Genomic DNA, 17,047 nt, shown 5'->3' on the forward strand with positions numbered 1-17,047 from the left:
CCAACGGTGTGGGGGCTCGTCAGAGGGTCACCGGCGTGCGTTTCCGGTTGCGTACGGGTGTGTTTCCGTGACGTTTCGTATTGCGTGGGGGTTTCCGGAGCCTCACCGGGCAGGGGCTGGGGCCGGCCGTGCGGAGGGGCTTTGGCGATCAGGGAGAATGGGCGCCATGAGCGTTCGTACCCAGTCATCCGAGCAGCCGGCCGATACCGTCCACCGCGCCGGCTTCGCCTGCTTCGTGGGCCGTCCCAACGCGGGCAAGTCCACCCTCACGAACGCTCTGGTCGGGCAGAAGGTGGCGATCACTTCGAACCGGCCGCAGACCACGCGGCACACCGTGCGGGGCATCGTGCACCGTCCGGACGCCCAGCTGATCCTGGTCGACACACCGGGACTGCACAAGCCGCGCACACTGCTGGGCGAGCGGCTCAACGACGTCGTACGGACGACGTGGGCGGAAGTCGACGTGATCGGCTTCTGTCTCCCCGCCGACCAGAAGATCGGCCCGGGCGACCGCTTCATCGCGAAGGAACTGGCGGGGATCAAGAAGACCCCGAAGGTCGCGATCGTCACGAAGACGGACCTGGTGGACTCCAAGTCCCTGGCCGAGCAGCTGATCGCGATCGACCAGCTGGGCAAGGAGCTGGGGATCACCTGGGCCGAGATCGTGCCGGTCTCGGCGACCGCGAACAAGCAGGTGGACCTGCTGGCCGACCTCCTGATCCCGCTGCTGCCCGAGGGCCCGGCGCTGTACCCCGAGGGCGACCTGACGGACGAGCCCGAGCAGGTCATGGTGGCCGAGCTGATCCGGGAGGCGGCGCTGGAAGGCGTCCGCGACGAACTCCCCCACTCGATCGCGGTGGTGGTCGAGGAGATGCTCCCCCGCGAGGACCGCCCGGCGGACAAGCCGCTGCTGGACATCCACGCCAATGTCTTCATCGAACGCCCCAGCCAGAAGGGCATCATCATCGGCCCCAAGGGCAAGCGCCTGAAGGAGGTCGGCATCAAGTCCCGCAAACAGATCGAGGCCCTCCTCGGAACGCCGGTCTTTTTGGACCTCCACGTGAAGGTGGCCAAGGACTGGCAGCGGGACCCGAAGCAGCTGCGCAGGCTGGGCTTCTGAGGTTTCGGGGGGTCAGGCCGCGCGGGGTGGGGGCGGTGCGGACGCGGCCAGTTGGCCGGTGGCTGTGAGGGCCAGGCGGGAGAACAGGGTGCCGGAGAAGCCGAACAGCAGGGCGATGGCCAGGGCGATCGGGCGTTCCGGGGCGCCCCAGGAGTTCTCCAGGAACACCTGCCCGAGGAGGTTCAGGATCGGCGAGCATGCGGACCAGCAGCAGGCCGCCGACGGCGGCGAGCGCACCGCCGACCGGCGCGAGCACCAGCACGCCCCAGGACGACGGCCGCTGCGAGCGCAACACCCCGATGACCGGGGACAGGAAGCCGCCCAGCGCGCCGAGGAGCATCGTCTGCCGGTGGTCCAGCACCGCGCCGATCAGCAGGATCGAACCGAGGCCGATCAGCGCCAGCCACAGCGCGATGCGCTGCTGCTCGTAGTCGCGTTCCGACGCGCTGTCCTCGAGGTCGTGGACGCGCTGGGCCGCGGCGAGCAGCAGGGCCCGGCCCTCGCGCGTGTCCGGATCGGCCGCGGACTCCGCGCCGAGCTTCGCGGCCAGCTCGGCGTCACCGGGGTCGGAGGAGGCGGCGAGCCGGAGCAGGAGCGACTGCCGCTGGGCGAGGACCTCCGTCGGGGGCTCGACGCCGAGGAGCCGGCGTTCCGCGGCGTGCAGGACCCGCCAGGCGGCGGCGAGTTTCGACAGCGGGATGACGATCACTCCGAAGTGGGACGTCAGCCGCCAGACCACGGTGCCGCCGCGCTCCAGGTCCTCCAGCCGGGTCGTGACCGCGGTGACGACCGCCTGCTCCGGGGACTTGTCGGCGCAGCCCGCGGCCACGATCCCGGCTATGGCCCGGCAGTCGCGCAGACGCGCCTGGAGCAGGCGGTAGCGCGGGGCGGCGATCAGGCCCCGGTTGGTGATGTAGACGATCAGCAGATAGCAGGCGCACACCAGTACCAGCCCCCGGCCGTCGCGCATCATGCCCTCCCCCACTCGTGCCGCGTCCGCGGATCATCTTCTCTCAACTCGTGGAATCCGTGGTGCAGTTGGCGGTCTTGTCTCCACGGACCGCATCCGGCGGGAGCTCGGCCACCGGCCGCAGTACTCCACCGTGTGGACCGGCCGCGGCACCGGAGCTTTGTCGTCACTCGACTCCGCGGATCCGGCCCAACGGCCGTCGTCATCTCCGGGCCCGCAGGACATCCCGGAACCAGCGGTACGACGCCTTGGGTGTCCTCTCCAGCGTCGTGCGGTCTACGTGCACCAGCCCGAACCGGCGCGCGTACCCTTCGGCCCACTCGAAGTTGTCCAGCAGCGACCACACGAAGTAGCCGCGCACGTCCACGCCTGCCTCCATCGCACGGTGCAGCGCCCGGATGTGGCCGTCGAGGTAGGCGATCCGGTCCTGGTCGTCGAGGCCTTCGTAGGAGCAGCCGTTCTCGGTGATGACGACGGGCGGGAGCCGGTCGCCGTACCGCTTCCGGAAGCCGGTGAGCAGCTCCGTCAGCCCCTCCGGCACCACGGGCCAGCCGAAGTCGGTGAGGGGGCGGCCCTCGATCTCCCGTACGGAGAAGGGGAGTTCCGCGGGCATCGTGATGCCGCCGAACTCGGTCTCCGTGCCCTGCGGGGCCCCCACCCGGGCCGGGGCGTAGTAGTTGATGCCGTACCAGTCGATCGGCTCGGCAATGATTTTCAGGTCGGACTCGACGTCCCCCGGCATCAACCCGCCGATTCCTTCGGGGTACTGGCCGAGGATCAGTGGCTCCGCGAACAGGCGGTTCAACAGGACGTCGTAGAACTTCGCAGCCTCCACGTCGGCCGGTTCGCGGGACGCCGGCCACGTCGGACCGTGCGAGTTGGCGATCCCGATGTCCGTGGCGCCGGCCGCGCGCAGCGCCCGCACCGCCAGACCGTGCGCCAGCAGCTGGTGGTGGGCGACCGGCAGCGCGTCGAACAACAGCTGCTTTCCGGGCGCATGCACGCCCAGCGCATGGCCCAACAGGGTGTGTTCCGCAGGCTCGTTGAGGGTGATCCACTTGGTCACGCGGTCGCCGAGGCGGCCGACGGTCACCGACACGTACTCGGCGAAACGCGACGCCGTGTCCCGGTCCAGCCAGTCCAGCTCCACCGGCAGATCCCAGTGGAACAGCGTCGGAACCGGCCGTACGCCCGCCGCGCACAGCTCGTCCACCAGACGGTCGTAGAAGTCGAGGCCGCCGGGGGAGTTCACCCGCGGCCAGGAGATCGAGAAGCGGTACGCGTCCACGCCCAGGTCGGCCAGAAGCGCCACGTCCTCGCGGTAGCGGTGGTAGTGGTCGCAGGCCACCGCCGCGGTCGAGCCGTCCTTCACCCGTCCCGGCTCGGCCGTGAACGCGTCCCACACGGACGCCGCGCGCTCGTGAGCCGCCCCCTCGATCTGATGGGCCGAGGTCGACACGCCCCACAGGAAGCCGGCCGGGAACTGAGGTATCGGGTTCGTCGCCATGCGCGGATCATCCGTACCGCCGGTAACAGAAGTCAACGCCCGGGCGGGAACTGGTGGTTACCCCGCTCCGGGCGAGCCACGGGGACGGCTCACGCCCCCTCCTTCAGCACCTTCGAGATCAGCTTCCGCTGCTCCTCGGTGAGCCGGGGATCCGCTGCGTACACGGTCTTCCCGTCCACCGTGATCTCGTAGCTGAAGCCGTCCGGAACCCCGATCGGCGGCGTGCCCTGGCCGGCGGCCAGCGCCTTCTCGGCCAGGGCCTGCCACTCGTGCGCGTCGGGCCGCCCCGAGGTGTCCACCTCGGCACGGCGCTCGATGCCCGCGAAACCGCCTGTGCGCCTCACCTGAATACGCATGGGTCCCTGTCTAGTACGGAACTACAGCGTGCGCACCCCGACCCGCTCCCAGGCCTTCCGCACGGCCTCCAGCTCCTCGCCGTCGCCGTATCGCGACCGCGCCGCGGAGACGGTGAGCGTGGCGAAGTCCGCGAACAGCGCGTCCTGCTTCAGGCGGCCGCTCGTCAGAACGTCGTACCAGACCTGCCCGGCCCGTTCCCAGGCGTGTCCGCCGAGGGCGGTGGCGGCCAGGTAGAAGGCGTGGTTGGGGATGCCGGAGTTGATGTGTACACCGCCGTTGTCACGGCCGGTGCGGACGTAGTCGTCCATCGTCGCCGGCTGCGGGTCCTTGCCGAGGACGTCGTCGTCGTACGCCGTGCCCGGCTCCTTCATCGAGCGCAGCGCCTTGCCGGTCACGCGCGGGGCGAGCAGCCCGGCGCCGATCAGCCAGTCGGCCTCGGCGGCGGTCTGGCCGAGCGTGTACTGCTTGATCAGCGAGCCGAAGACGTCGGAGACCGACTCGTTGAGGGCGCCGGACTGACCGAAGTAGGTCAGGTTGGCGGTGTACTGGGTGACGCCGTGGGTCAGCTCGTGGCCGATGACGTCGATCGGGATGGTGAAGTCGAGGAAGATCTCGCCGTCGCCGTCGCCGAACACCATCTGCTCGCCGTTCCAGAAGGCGTTGTTGTACTGCTCGTCGTAGTGGACGCTGGCGTCCAGCGGCAGACCGCTGCCGTCGATCGAGTCGCGCTCGTACGCCTTCAGGTACAGCTCGAAGGTGGCGCCGAGGCCGTCGTAGGCGCGGTTGACCGTGGCGTCCTTGCTCTCCTTGTCGCCCTCGCCGCGGACCTTCTTGCCGGGCAGGTCCGTGCCGTGCCGGACGTCGTTGATGGTGCGGTGCGGCTTCCCGGGCTCGGCGGCCGCGGGCGGGGCGACGCTCGGGGCACCGATGACCGTGGTCAGGCGGCGGTGGGTGCGCTCGTAGGCGTCGCGCTCCAGGGTGCGGCGAGCGGGACCGGCGAGCGCGGGGTCGTCCTGCCGCGCGAGGCGGTCGAGGACGTGGGGCGGCACGATCGTGCAGAAAACGGGCTTGAAGCCCCCGTTGGTGGTCATGCCCGGCACCCTTGCACTGAGTTATGCCACTGTCACTACCCGCAACCATGATTGGTGAAATATCGGGGCAAGGGGACCATTGTTCCGTGGGGAAGTGATACGGAGGGGAGTGCGGCGTGATATGCAGCACTTTTTGTCCTGTTTGTCCCTCTGGTTTCGCATACTGGAACGGGCCCGCACATCCGGCGCGGCTCGGCTAGGCTGCGGAGCATCATGCGTTTCGGGCTGCTTCTCCTTAGCTGCCGCGGCGAGGGCCTGTAGTCGAGGCCGACCCCCTCCCCGCGGAGTTTGGCGTTGCGCCGTCGGCCGTCCTTCCGGACCCGCGGACCCGCGGACTTTACGAGGAGCCCACGCAATCATGGCGAACCGCCAGCAGCCCAGTTCCATGCCCATCCACAAGTACGGCCAGTACGAGCAGGTCGACATCCCGGACCGCACCTGGCCGAACAACCGGATCACCGTCGCCCCCCGCTGGCTCTCCACCGACCTGCGGGACGGCAACCAGGCCCTGATCGACCCGATGTCGCCCGCCCGCAAGCGCGCGATGTTCGACCTGCTGGTCAGGATGGGCTACAAGGAGATCGAGGTCGGCTTCCCGGCCTCCGGTCAGACCGACTACGACTTCGTGCGCTCGATCATCGAGGAAGAGGGCGCGATCCCGGACGACGTGACGATCTCCGTCCTGACGCAGGCCCGCGAGGACCTGATCGAGCGGACGGTGGAGTCCCTCAAGGGCGCCAAGCGCGCCACCGTCCACCTGTACAACGCCACCGCCCCGGTCTTCCGCCGGGTGGTCTTCCGCGGCTCCAAGGACGACATCAAGCAGATCGCCGTCGACGGCACCCGCCTGGTGATGGAGTACGCCGAGAAGCTGCTGGGCCCGGAGACCGAGTTCGGCTACCAGTACAGCCCCGAGATCTTCACCGACACCGAGCTGGACTTCGCGCTGGAGGTCTGCGAGTCGGTGATGGACGTCTGGCAGCCCGGCCCGGACCGCGAAATCATCCTCAACCTGCCCGCCACGGTGGAGCGTTCGACCCCGTCCACGCACGCCGACCGCTTCGAGTGGATGCACCGCAACCTGTCGCGGCGCGAGTTCGTCTGCCTGTCCGCCCACCCGCACAACGACCGCGGTACGGCCGTCGCCGCCGCCGAACTGGCGCTGATGGCCGGCGCCGACCGCGTCGAGGGCTGCCTGTTCGGCCAGGGCGAGCGCACCGGAAACGTCGACCTGGTCACCCTGGGCATGAACCTGTTCTCCCAGGGCGTCGACCCGCAGATCGACTTCTCCGACATCGACGAGATCCGTCGTACGTGGGAGTACTGCAACCAGATGGAGGTCCACCCGCGCCACCCGTACGTGGGCGACCTGGTCTACACGTCCTTCTCCGGCTCCCATCAGGACGCCATCAAGAAGGGCTTCGACGCCATGGAGGCCGACGCCAAGGCCAAGGGCGTCACGGTCGACGACCTCGAGTGGGCGGTGCCGTACCTGCCGATCGACCCCAAGGACGTCGGCCGGTCCTACGAGGCCGTCATCCGCGTCAACTCGCAGTCCGGCAAGGGCGGTGTCGCGTACGTCCTGAAGAACGAGCACAAGCTGGAGCTGCCGCGCCGGATGCAGATCGAGTTCTCGAAGATCATCCAGGCGAAGACGGACGCCGAGGGCGGCGAGGTCACGCCGAAGGACATCTGGGAGGTCTTCCAGGACGAGTACCTGCCGAACCCCGACAACCCCTGGGGCCGCATCCAGGTGAAGACGGGCCAGTCGACCACCGACACCGACGGCGTGGACACCCTCACCGTCGAGGCCACGGTCGACGGCGAGGACACCGTCCTGACCGGCTCCGGCAACGGTCCGATCTCGGCCTTCTTCGACGCCCTGCACTCCATCGGCATCGACGTACGCCTGCTGGACTACCAGGAGCACACGATGAGCGAGGGTGCCTCCGCGCAGGCCGCCTCCTACATCGAATGTGCCATCGAGGACAAGGTCCTGTGGGGGATCGGTATCGATGCGAACACGACACGTGCATCGCTGAAGGCGGTCGTCTCGGCGGTCAACCGGGCGGCTCGCTGACCCCTCTGACCGGCCGTTTCGGGTCCCGTCCGCCGACTTCCGGCGGGCGGGACCCCGTCGTATACCGGCCAAGAGCCCGCGCAGGTCACGGAAAGGTCTCGTCCGGGGTACTGACGACGCCTCACCGATGTGGCTAACATCACGCCAGCGCGGCGATGGTGCCGCGGCGGTTACGGAGGTGCGACGTGCTGCCTGGACGGGGACGAAACGGCCGTGCTGCCCGACGTGCGCGCATACTGGGCACCCGGACCGCGTGGACGGCCGTCGGCGACGGCGAGTTCTTCTGCCCCGGCTGCGGCGGCGACCGCAACTACCAGCGCCTCAGCGGCCGCCGGCGCTTCACCGTCCTCGGCGTGCCGCTGCTGCCGCGCGGGGTGACCGGGCCGGTCGTCGAGTGCGCCGCCTGCCGCCACCACTTCGGCACCGACGTCCTCGACCACCCGACCACCACCCGCTTCTCCGCGATGCTCCGCGACGCCGTGCACACCGTCGCCCTGGCGGTACTGGCGGCGGGCGGCACCTGCTCCCGTACGTCCCTGGAGACCGCCGCGGCCACGGTCCGCGCGGCCGGCTTCGACGACTGCACCGAGGAGCAGCTGGCCGCCCTGGTCGAGGCGCTGGCCGCGGACACCGGGCGGGTCTACGACCAGCCGTGCAGCACGGGCCTGGCCATAGAGCTCCACGAGGCCCTCGACCCGCTGGCCCCGCACCTCGCCCCCGTCGGCCGCGAATCGATCCTCCTCCAGGCCGCCCGCATCGCCCTGGCCGACGGCCCCTACACCCCCGCCGAGCGCGACGCCCTCACCACGGTCGGGGCGGCCCTGACCATCTGCACGGACGACGTGACCCGGTTGCTGGCGGCGGCACGGACGCCGTCGTGACCGTCGGCGTGACCCGACTGCCGGTGGCGGCGCGACGCCGTCTTGACCGCCGACGCGTCCGCGGTGCCCGTCGGCGCGCCGCCGTCACGACCGCACCCGTCACCGCGGCGTACGAATCGACACCGGTGACAGCGGGGACCGTGGGACCAAACCGGCCCGCCCACCCTTCGAGGGAGAGGAATGACCCCCTGAGTCCGAACCGCATCCTCCTCGTCGCCGCGGTGCTCCTCACCCCGCTCACCGTCACCACGACCCCCGCCTCCGCTTCCGCCGGGCCGGGCTGCACCTCCTCCGTCCCGTACGTCTCGGGCGAGGGCGGCTACGACACGTACCGCATCCCCGCCGCGATCACCACCCGCAGGGGCACCGTGCTCGCCTTCGCCGAGGGGCGGCACGACGGTGCTGGGGACACCGGGCACATCGACGTCGTCCTCAGGCGGTCCACCGACGGCGGCTGCACCTGGGGCCCGCTCGAGGTCGCCGCCGCGGGCGACGGGGACACCCGGGGCAACCCGGCGCCCGTGGTCGATCCGCGCAGCGGCGCGGTCGTGCTGGTGACCTCCTACAACGGCGGCGGGGTGACCGAGGCGCAGATCATGCGCGGCGAGGTCACGCCCGGGCAGAGCCGGCGGGTGTTCGTGCAGCGCAGCCGGGACGACGGGCGTCACTTCACGGCGCCGCGCGACATCACCGACGAGGTGAAGCCGGAGGACTGGCGGTGGTACGCCACCGGGCCCGGGCACGCCGTCGCGCTCACCCGGGGCCCGCACGCGGGCCGGCTGGTCGTCCCGGCCGACCACTCGGCCGCCCCGCCCGCCGGGTCCTCCGACACCGGCCAGGAGGCCAGTTACTACGGCGCCCATGCGATCTACAGCGACGACGGCGGCCGTATCTGGCACCTCGGCTACGTCGACGACACCTACGACGGCGTGGACAACGCCAACGAGTCCACCGCCGCCCAGCTCCCCGACGGCCGTCTCTACGTCGGCTCCCGCGACCAGAACGGCACCAGCCCCGGCAACCGCCTCGACAGCTACTCCGGCGACGGCGGCGAGACCCTCGACCGCCCCTACGCGGTGCAGCCCACCCTGAACGACGTGCCGGTGGTCGAGGGAAGCGTCCTGCAACTGCGCGGCCCCGGCGCCCCACTGCTGTTCTCCGCGCCGTCCGTGCCCACCGCCCGCAGGGCCATGGCGGTCTGGCGCAGCACGGACGGCGGGCAGACCTTCGACAGGGCGCTCACGCTGTCCCAGCAGCCGGCCGCCTACTCCGACCTCGTACCGGTGAACCACCACACCGTCGGCATCCTCTACGAGACCGGGGTGAGGGGACCGTACGAGACGATCGGGTTCCGGCGGCTGCCGGCGGACGAGCTCTGGACGCGACCTCTGGGCGTGACCTCCAGAGGCGACCTCTGGACGCGACCCTCTAGAGCAGCCCGGCCCCGGCCAGGAACTTCCCCACCCGCTCCACCTCCTCCGGCGACAGCGGGACCTGCGGCTCCGCCGTGACCGGGCAGTCGATGACGCCCCGCAGGTGCAGCGCCGCCTTGAACGCGCCCAGCGCCGAGGAGCTGCCCCCCATCCGTGCGGGGTCGCCGACGCCCACCATGCCGAACAGGGCGCACAGGCGTTCCTGTTCGGCCCGGGCGCCGTCCCAGTCGCCCGCCCGGCACAGGCGGTAGAGGCGGACGTAGCCGTGCGGGTCGACGTTGGCCAGGCCGGGCACCGCTCCGTCGGCGCCCAGCGCGAGGGCGGCGTCGACGACCAGCTCGGAGCCGGTGAGCACGCTGAAGCCGGTGGTGTCGGGGCGGGTCCGGGCCCCGGTGACGACCTCCCGGAAGCCGCCCAGGTCTCCGCTGGAGTCCTTCAGCCCGGCCAGTACCCTGTCGGCGGCGAGTTCCAGGACCAGGCCGGCGGGGAGCTTGCTGTGCACGGAGACGGGGATGTCGTAGGCGAGCACCGGGACCGGGCAGGCGGCGGCGACTTGGCGGTAGTGGCGGGCGATCTCCGCCGGGTGGGTGCGGGTGTAGAAGGGGGCGGTGACGACGACCGCCTGCGCGCCCGCCGACGTGACGGAGGCGACGTGGTCGAGGACGCGGGGCGTCGTCATGTCGATCGCCCCGGCCAGCACGGGAAGCTGACCGCCCAGGTGGGCGACCACCGTCTCCACGACGAGCCTGCGCTGCCGGTCCGTCAGGTATGCGGCCTCCGACGTCGAGCCGAGCACGAACAGGCCGTGCACGCCGCCCTCCACCAAGTGGTCGACGAGCCTGAGGAGCGAGGGAACGTCCAGCTCGCGTTCCGGCGTCAGGGGGGTGCAGACGGGCGGGACGACACCGGTCAGCGGGGCGGGGAAGGTCATGAAGGCTCCCTTGGACGGCTCTGGCGTACGAGGTCGCGGGTCGACAGGTCCTCCTCCACAGGATGGTGGCACCGGTAGAGGTGTCCCGGGGTCGACGCGGCCGAGAAGTCGGGTACAACCGAAGCGCAGACGTCGTCCGCTTTCCAGCAGCGCGTCCGGAACGGGCACCCGCTCGGCGGCCGCGTCGCCGAGGGCACCGGCCCGACCAGCGGAATGGGGTCGATCGGGTCCAGCAGGCCCGGGGTGGCGGAGAACAGGGCGCGGGTGTACGGGTGCCGGGCGCGGTCGGTGATCCGGTCGGCCGGCGCCTCCTCGACGATCCGGCCCAGGTACATGGTGATCACGCGGTCGCTCATCCGCCGTACTGTCTGGATGTCGTGCGAGACGAAGACCAGGGCCAGGCCCAGGCGCTCCTTCAGGTCCAGCAGGAGATTGAGGATCTGGGCCCGTACGGACACGTCCAGGGCGCTCGTCGGCTCGTCGGCGACCACCAGGTCGGGGTCGAGGGCCAGGGCGCGGGCGATGGCGACCCGCTGCCGCTGGCCGCCGGAGAGCTGGCCGGGCAGGCCGTCGGCGAGGGCCCGGGGCAGGCCGACGAGGGTCATCAACTCGCGTACCCGGTCCTCCCGTTGGGCGGGTGTACCGCTCCTGTGCACGTCGAGGGGGTCGCGCAGGATCTGCCGGACGGTGAGCCGCCGGTTCAGGGCCGTCGACGGGTCCTGAAAGATCATGCCGGTGCTGCGGCCGACGGCCGCCCGGCGTTCGGCGGCCGGTATCGCCCACAGGTCGCGGCCCTTGAAGAGCACCGTGCCGAAGGTCGGTCTCTGCACGCCCACCAGCACCTTCGCCAGCGTCGATTTGCCGCAGCCCGATTCGCCGACCACACCCACGGTCTCGCCCGGCGCCACGGCGAGGTCGGCACCGGTCAGGGCGTACACCCTGTCCCGGGTGAACAGGCCGCCGCTGCGGGCCCTGTGGACGACGTGCGCGCCGGACAGCTCGACGAGCGGACTCGCGCCGGCGGCTGAGACGGGTACGGTCACTTGACGGCCTCGCTCTCCGTGGTCACCAGGTCGACGGCCGGGTGGTGGCAGGCGGCCGTGTGCGTACGGCTGCCCAGCAGGGCGGGGGCGGTGCTCCGGCAGATCTCGCTCGCCAGCGGACACCGGTCGGCGAACCGGCACCCGGCCGGGAAGTCCGCGGGCGAGGGCACGACCCCCTTGATCTGCGTCATCCGGGCGGCCGCCGACTCGAGCGACAGCACGCTGCCGAGCAGCCCGCGCGTGTAGTGGTGGGCCGGCGCCTCCACCAGGTCCGCGGTCACGCCCGTCTCCACGATCTGCCCGCCGTACATCACGACCACCCGGTCCGTGACGTCCGCGACCAGGGCCAGGTCGTGCGAGACGAGGACGAGCGCGAAGCCCAGCTCCTCCCGCAGCCTCAGCAGCAGCTCGATGACCTGCGCCTGCACGGTGACGTCCAGGGCCGTCGTCGGCTCGTCGGCGACGATCAGCTTGGGCTCGCGGGACAGCGCCATGGCGATCAGCACGCGCTGACGCTGGCCGCCGGAGAGCTCGTGCGGGTAGCTGCGCAGGGTGCGTGCAGGGTCGAGGCCGACCATCGTCAGCAGCTCGGCCGGGCTGCGGCGGCCTCCGCGCCGTACGACCTGCTTCAGCTGGGCCCGGATCGTCATCGCCGGGTTCAGGGAGGACAGGGCGTCCTGGTAGATCATCGCCATCTCGTGGCCGAGCAGCCTGCGGCGCGCCCGCATGGGCTCGGCCAGCAACTCGCGCCGGCCGAAGCGCACCTGGCCGCGCACCCGGGCGCCCTTCGGCTCCAGACCCATGATCGCCAGCGCGGTCAGCGACTTGCCGCAGCCCGACTCGCCGACCAGGCCCAGGACCTCACCCGGGTGCACCTCGAAGCTGATGCCGTCGACGATGTCCACGCCGCCGTGCCGGCCCTCGAACCGGATGGCGAGGTTCTCGACGGCGAGCACCGGCTGCCCGCCGGGAAGCGGACGGGCACGGGAGCGCAGCCGCCGGGCGGCCTTGGTCAGGCCGGGCAGTTGCAGGACCTCGCCGCTTCCGGGCTCCGGCGTCTCCAGGCGGTCCTCGCGTACGTCGACGTCGCGCGCCGCCGGAGCCGCCCACGCATCCGACACGCCCTCGGACAGGATGTTCAGCGACAGGACGGTGACCAGCATCAGCAGTCCCGGGAAGACGGTCGCCCACCAGCCGCCGGTGAGCACCATGTTCTTGCCGTCCGCGATGACGCTGCCCCAGGACGGGTCCGGCGGCCGGACACCCGCGCCGATGAAGGACAGCGACGCCTCGAAGACGATCGCCTCGGCGACCTGGACGGTGCAGAACACCAGCACCGGGGCGGCGCAGTTGATCGCCACGTGTTTCAGCACGATGTGGGGCGTGCGGGCGCCGATGACCGATTCCGCGGTCACGTAGTCCTCGCCGTACTGGTCCAGGACGTTGGCCCGGACGACCCTGGCGACCGGCGGGGTGAACAGGAACGCGATCGCGCAGATCAGCACCGTGATCCCGCCACCGAACACGGCGACCAGCACGGCGGCCAGCGCGATGCCGGGGAAGGCCATCACCACGTCCAGGCAGCGCATGAGCGTCTCGTCGACGCCTTTGCGGGAGGTGGCCGCGACCGCCCCGACGACCGCCCCCACCACCAGGGCGAGCGCGGTCGCCCCGAGCCCGATCGCGAGGGACCAGCGGGCCCCGTACATCAGCCGGCTGAGGATGTCCCGGCCGAGGCTGTCCTGGCCCATCCAGTGCGCGGCGGACGGGTGCCCGGTGCCGTCGACCGGCGGCTGCTGGTCGAGCGGGTCGTCCGGCGCCAGCAGGGGAGCGAGCAGCGCCGTCAGCACGACGAAGGCGAGGAAGCAGACCGCGGCCTTCGACAGCAGCGGCAGCCGGCGCCAGGCGCGCAGCCGGACACCGGGCCGGGTCAGGGCCTCGGCGAGGCCCTTGCGCGTGAACATCAGGCCGAACATCAGGTCGCTTCCCTCAGTCGCGGGTTGACCAGCAGGTAGAGAACGTCGATGACGAGATTGACGACGACGAAGCCGGTGGCCGTGGTCAGGACGACGCCCTGGACGACGGCCGGGTCGCCGTTCTTCACGGCGTCGATCATCAGCTCGCCCATGCCGGGCAGGGAGAAGATCGTCTCGATGACGACCGCGCCGCCGAGCAGATAGCCGACGCGCAGGCCCAGCACGGTCAGCGGGTTGATGAGCGCGTTGCGCAGCACATTGCGCCCCACCACCACCCGCGGCGGCAGCCCGCTCCCGATCGCCGTCCGTACGTAGTCCTTGTCCAGCTCCTCCACCACCGCCGTCCGCACGATCCGCGTCAGCTGCGCCGCCACCGGCAACGACAGGGCGAACGCCGGCAGGGTCATCGTCTTCAGCCAGCCGGTGAAGGAGTCCGCCGGGTTGATGTAGCCGCCGGTCGGGAACCAGCCCCGGTCGACCGCCAGGTACTGGATCATCAGCAGCGCCAGCCAGAAGCCGGGCGCGGCGACCCCGGTCAGTGAGACCACCCGGATGACCTGGTCGGGCAGCCGGTCCCGGTGGATCGCGGCGGTCACCCCGCCGACCAGCGACAGCACCACCGCGATGGCCAGCCCGAGGAAGGTGAGCTGGAGGGTGAGGGGCAGCGCCGTGGTGACCTGGTCGACGACCGGCGCGCGGGTCAGGGCGCTGGTGCCCATGTCGCCGTGGAGCAGGTCGCCGACGAAGTGGACGTAGCGGACCGGGAGCGGGTCGAGCAGGCCGTTGTGCTCCCGGAAGTCGTGCAGCTGCTGCGGCGTCGGGTTGGCGCCCTGGAAGAACGCGGACGCCGGGTCGACGTCCGAGAACCGCATCACCAGGAACACGAACAGCACGATGCCGAGCATCAGCGGCACGAGCAGGGCGATACGGCGGAGCAGGATGCGGACGACGGCGACCACGGGCTCGACTCCCCTCGGACTAGACCCACTTGGCCTGGAGGAGGTTGATGCCGGGGTAGGGCTGGGCCCTTATGCCCGTGAGCTTCCTCGGGTCCCAGGCCGTCATCAGCTCGTTGTGGACGACCGGGTAGAGCACGGCCTGCTCGGCGACGACGTCGATGTAGTCCTGGATCATCGCCTTCTTCCGGTCCGGGTCCGGCTCCCGGGTCGCCCGGTCCATGTCCTGGAAGAGCTTCTTGGCCACGGGGTTGCCGGCCCAGCGGGTGTACTGCATCCACAGGTTGGCGGGGCCGTAGTTGTAGTGCATGATCAGGTCGGCGTCGAGGCCGAACTGGTTGGGGTTGGAGGCGGCGGCGACGACCTGGTAGTCCTGCTTCTGGTCCATCTTCGTGAAGACGGCTGTGGTCTCCTGCGGCGAGAGTGTCGTCTCCACGCCGATCGCGTCCCAGGAGGACTTGATGGTCGGCAGGCAGTCGACGATCCAACTCACGTTGACGGCAAGGATGTCGATTTTCAGGTTCTGCACCCCGGCGGCCCTCAGCAGCGCCTTCGCCTTCTCGGGGTCGTAGTCGTAGACCGTCCTGGCCCGGCGGTAGGCGGGGTTGGCCTCGTTGAGGAAGGACGACGACGGCTTCCCGTGCCCCTTGAGCGCCACCTCGACCATTTTGTCGGTGTCGATGGCGTAGTGCAGCGCCTGCCGGACGCGCACGTCGTCGAAGGGCTTGTGCTTGGTGTTGAACATCAGGAACAGGTTGTTCATCCCGGCTCCGCCCGCGACCGTCAGCCCGCTGTGCTTGAGCCGGTCGATGTTGGCGTAGGGGATGTTGTCGGCGATCTGCGCGCCCGCGTTGCTGCCCGAGATCTTCGCGACGCGCGGTGCCGCGTCGACGATCGTCAGCCAGTTCATGCGCTTGAAAGCGGGCTTGCGCGGCCCGTTGTAGTCGGCGAACGCCTCGAAGGTGGTGTTGGACTTCGGGTGGTGGGCGGTCTGCCGGTACGGCCCCGAGCCGATCGCGAGACCCTTGATCGCGTCGTCCCAGGCGCCGGGCCGGGAGAAGACGTGCTTCGGCATGATCTTCGCCAGGGTGAGCCGCGAAACGCCTTCCGGGAAGGGGAACTTCAGCACCAGCTCGACGTTCTGCGCATCGATCTTCCGGACTTCCTTCAGCCAGCTCGCGAAGAAGCCCTTGGCGAGGGTCTGGGTGTTCGGGTCCAGGATCCGGTCGAAGACGAAGACGACGTCGTCGGCGGTGACGGGCGTGCCGTCGTGGAACTTCGCGCCCGGGCGCAGCGTGAACTTCCAGGATGTGCTGTTCAGATCCTTCGGCACCTGCGTCCCGAGCGCCGCGTACGGCTCCCGCGAGATCGGGTCGGTGTCGAGCAGGCCCTCGTAGATGTGGTTGTTGGCGGCCATGCAGAACGCGGACGCCGTCTGTGTCGGATCCCAGCTGCCGTCGTTGCCGTAGCCGATGACCGCGGTCAGCGTGCGATCGCTGCCGCTGCCCCCGCCGCCGGTGTCGTTGGTGGACTCCGGCCCGGACGAGCAGGCCGACAGCGACGAGGAGAGGGCGGCGGCCGCGCCCAGCGCGCCGGTGTACTTCAGGAACGACCGGCGGTGCAGCGCCGGCACGTCGTGGGTCACGTCGCGCACGGTTCCTCCAGCGAAGGTGGTCTGAGGTGAAGGCTTCTGACAGGGCTCGAGGATGGTGAGATTTGGGGATATTTGGGGAGATACGACGTCCTACGTCATAGGCGGCAGCGTGACCATAAGAGGGGGCGTGGGGGCGGTCAAGGGCTCGCGCACGAATGGCGTAGCCGTCAGAGGTGCGACCAATGACGCCGTGAAATACGGGTAGTTGGCGTTTTATCCGTCCGGAGATGGGACGTCCGACGTCCGCGCGCGTACGATGCGGCGCATGTCTGAGGAGCCCGGGGACCGGCGCAGGACCGAGCGGCGCGTGAGCAGCCGGATCCAGCGCGAGGTCATGCAGCTCATCCTCGATCGCAAACTTCGGCCCGGTGCGTCGCTGCCCACCGAGTCGGAGCTGATGGAGGATCTCGGGGTGAGCCGGAACTCCGTCCGCGAGGCGCTCAAGGCGTTGCAGGCGCTCGACATCGTGGAGATCAGACACGGATACGGGACGTATGTCGGGCAGGCGTCGCTGACCCCGTTCGTCGACGGGCTCACCTTCCGCACGCTCACCCGGCCGGACGACGAGATGGGCGCGCTGAACGAGATCCTCCAGGTCCGCGAAGTGCTGGAGAAGGGCCTGATCCGGCGGGTCGCCACGACACTCTCGAAGCCGGAGCTGGACCGCCTGGAGGCGGTGGTGGAGAGGATGGAGGAGGCAGGCGCCGAGGGCCAATCCTTCCCGGAACTCGACCGCGAGTTCCACGAGTTGCTGTACGGCTCGCTGGGCAACGCGCTCGTGCCGCAGCTGCTGAGCGCGTTCTGGACGGTGTTCCGCCGGGTCGCCCGGGCCCGCGACTGGACGGACGGCACGACCCCGGAACTGACGGCCCGCCGCCACCGCGACATCGTAACGGCCCTGCGGGCCCGTGATGTGGAGGGCGCGGAGCGGGCGATGGCGGACCATTTCCGGGGGATCGAGGCGCGGGCGGCGCGGGAGTTCGGGAAGGCGCTGGACCCGTGACGATCCGCTGCCCGCGAAACCGCAGGCTCGCGCCGGGCCGACGAC

At 70.5% G+C, this 17,047-nt stretch carries 14 protein-coding genes; 5 read left to right on the forward strand and 9 right to left on the reverse strand.

What is annotated here, in order from left to right; genetic code table 11:
* Positions 1–166 precede the first annotated feature (166 nt).
* The gene (gene era, locus ABZV31_RS00440; RefSeq protein WP_355886116.1) at positions 167–1,120 is read left to right on the forward strand and encodes a GTPase Era; all 954 of its coding nucleotides are present in this window, start codon (positions 167–169) and stop codon (positions 1,118–1,120) included.
* On the opposite strand, the gene ABZV31_RS00445 is transcribed toward era, so the two are convergent.
* The 4 genes from ABZV31_RS00445 to ABZV31_RS00460 form a co-directional block, all read right to left on the reverse strand.
* A complete protein-coding gene (locus ABZV31_RS00445) occupies positions 1,002–2,093 on the reverse strand; it encodes a hypothetical protein (protein ID WP_355886117.1) in 1,092 nt (363 codons plus the stop codon). The two genes, era and ABZV31_RS00445, sit on opposite strands and share 119 nt — an antisense overlap.
* A gap of 199 nt (positions 2,094–2,292) precedes the next feature.
* Positions 2,293–3,597, reverse strand: coding sequence for a GH1 family beta-glucosidase (locus ABZV31_RS00450; RefSeq protein WP_355886119.1), 1,305 nt, complete (start codon positions 3,595–3,597; stop codon positions 2,293–2,295).
* A gap of 89 nt (positions 3,598–3,686) precedes the next feature.
* Positions 3,687–3,953: a protealysin inhibitor emfourin gene (locus ABZV31_RS00455; protein WP_355886121.1), complete on the reverse strand. Its 267-nt coding sequence runs from the start codon at positions 3,951–3,953 to the stop codon at positions 3,687–3,689.
* A 21-nt stretch (positions 3,954–3,974) separates the two neighbouring features.
* Positions 3,975–5,045 (reverse strand): M4 family metallopeptidase, encoded by a 1,071-nt coding sequence (locus ABZV31_RS00460; RefSeq protein ID WP_355886123.1) that lies wholly within the window; start codon positions 5,043–5,045, stop codon positions 3,975–3,977.
* Positions 5,046–5,403: 358 nt separating this feature from the next.
* Between ABZV31_RS00460 and leuA the strand changes: the two genes are divergently transcribed.
* The 3 genes from leuA (at position 5,404) to ABZV31_RS00475 (ending at position 9,517) form a co-directional block, all read left to right on the forward strand.
* Entirely contained in the window at positions 5,404–7,125 is a 1,722-nt protein-coding gene (leuA, locus tag ABZV31_RS00465; RefSeq protein WP_355886126.1) for a 2-isopropylmalate synthase, read from the forward strand.
* Between the two features lie 185 nt (positions 7,126–7,310).
* Positions 7,311–8,006: a TerB family tellurite resistance protein gene (locus tag ABZV31_RS00470; RefSeq protein ID WP_355886128.1), complete on the forward strand. Its 696-nt coding sequence runs from the start codon at positions 7,311–7,313 to the stop codon at positions 8,004–8,006.
* A 188-nt stretch (positions 8,007–8,194) separates the two neighbouring features.
* Entirely contained in the window at positions 8,195–9,517 is a 1,323-nt protein-coding gene (locus ABZV31_RS00475; protein ID WP_355887519.1) for a sialidase family protein, read from the forward strand.
* Here ABZV31_RS00475 and ABZV31_RS00480 read toward each other — a convergent pair.
* Genes ABZV31_RS00480 through ABZV31_RS00500 form a run of 5 tightly spaced genes read right to left on the reverse strand, consistent with a single transcriptional unit; the run spans position 9,435 to position 15,999 of the window.
* Positions 9,435–10,370, reverse strand: a complete 936-nt coding sequence (locus ABZV31_RS00480; protein WP_355886131.1) for a dihydrodipicolinate synthase family protein — start codon at positions 10,368–10,370, stop codon at positions 9,435–9,437. The genes ABZV31_RS00475 and ABZV31_RS00480 overlap by 83 nt on opposite strands.
* Positions 10,367–11,413 (reverse strand): ABC transporter ATP-binding protein, encoded by a 1,047-nt coding sequence (locus ABZV31_RS00485; protein ID WP_355886134.1) that lies wholly within the window; start codon positions 11,411–11,413, stop codon positions 10,367–10,369. Before ABZV31_RS00485 ends, ABZV31_RS00480 begins: the two co-directional genes overlap by 4 nt.
* Entirely contained in the window at positions 11,410–13,389 is a 1,980-nt protein-coding gene (locus ABZV31_RS00490) for a dipeptide/oligopeptide/nickel ABC transporter permease/ATP-binding protein (RefSeq protein ID WP_355886136.1), read from the reverse strand. Before ABZV31_RS00490 ends, ABZV31_RS00485 begins: the two co-directional genes overlap by 4 nt.
* Complete coding sequence (locus tag ABZV31_RS00495; RefSeq protein ID WP_355886139.1) at positions 13,389–14,348, reverse strand: ABC transporter permease; 960 nt, start codon at positions 14,346–14,348, stop codon at positions 13,389–13,391. Before ABZV31_RS00495 ends, ABZV31_RS00490 begins: the two co-directional genes overlap by 1 nt.
* Positions 14,349–14,367: 19 nt before the next feature.
* Positions 14,368–15,999: an ABC transporter substrate-binding protein gene (locus tag ABZV31_RS00500; RefSeq protein WP_355886142.1), complete on the reverse strand. Its 1,632-nt coding sequence runs from the start codon at positions 15,997–15,999 to the stop codon at positions 14,368–14,370.
* A gap of 256 nt (positions 16,000–16,255) precedes the next feature.
* Between ABZV31_RS00500 and ABZV31_RS00505 the strand changes: the two genes are divergently transcribed.
* On the forward strand, positions 16,256–17,002 hold the full coding sequence (locus ABZV31_RS00505) for a FadR/GntR family transcriptional regulator (RefSeq protein WP_355886144.1): 747 nt from the start codon (positions 16,256–16,258) through the stop codon (positions 17,000–17,002).
* Positions 17,003–17,047 lie beyond the last annotated feature (45 nt).

The sequence above is a fragment of the Streptomyces sp. NPDC005202 genome, from assembly GCF_040608235.1.
Taxonomy (GTDB): domain Bacteria; phylum Actinomycetota; class Actinomycetes; order Streptomycetales; family Streptomycetaceae; genus Streptomyces.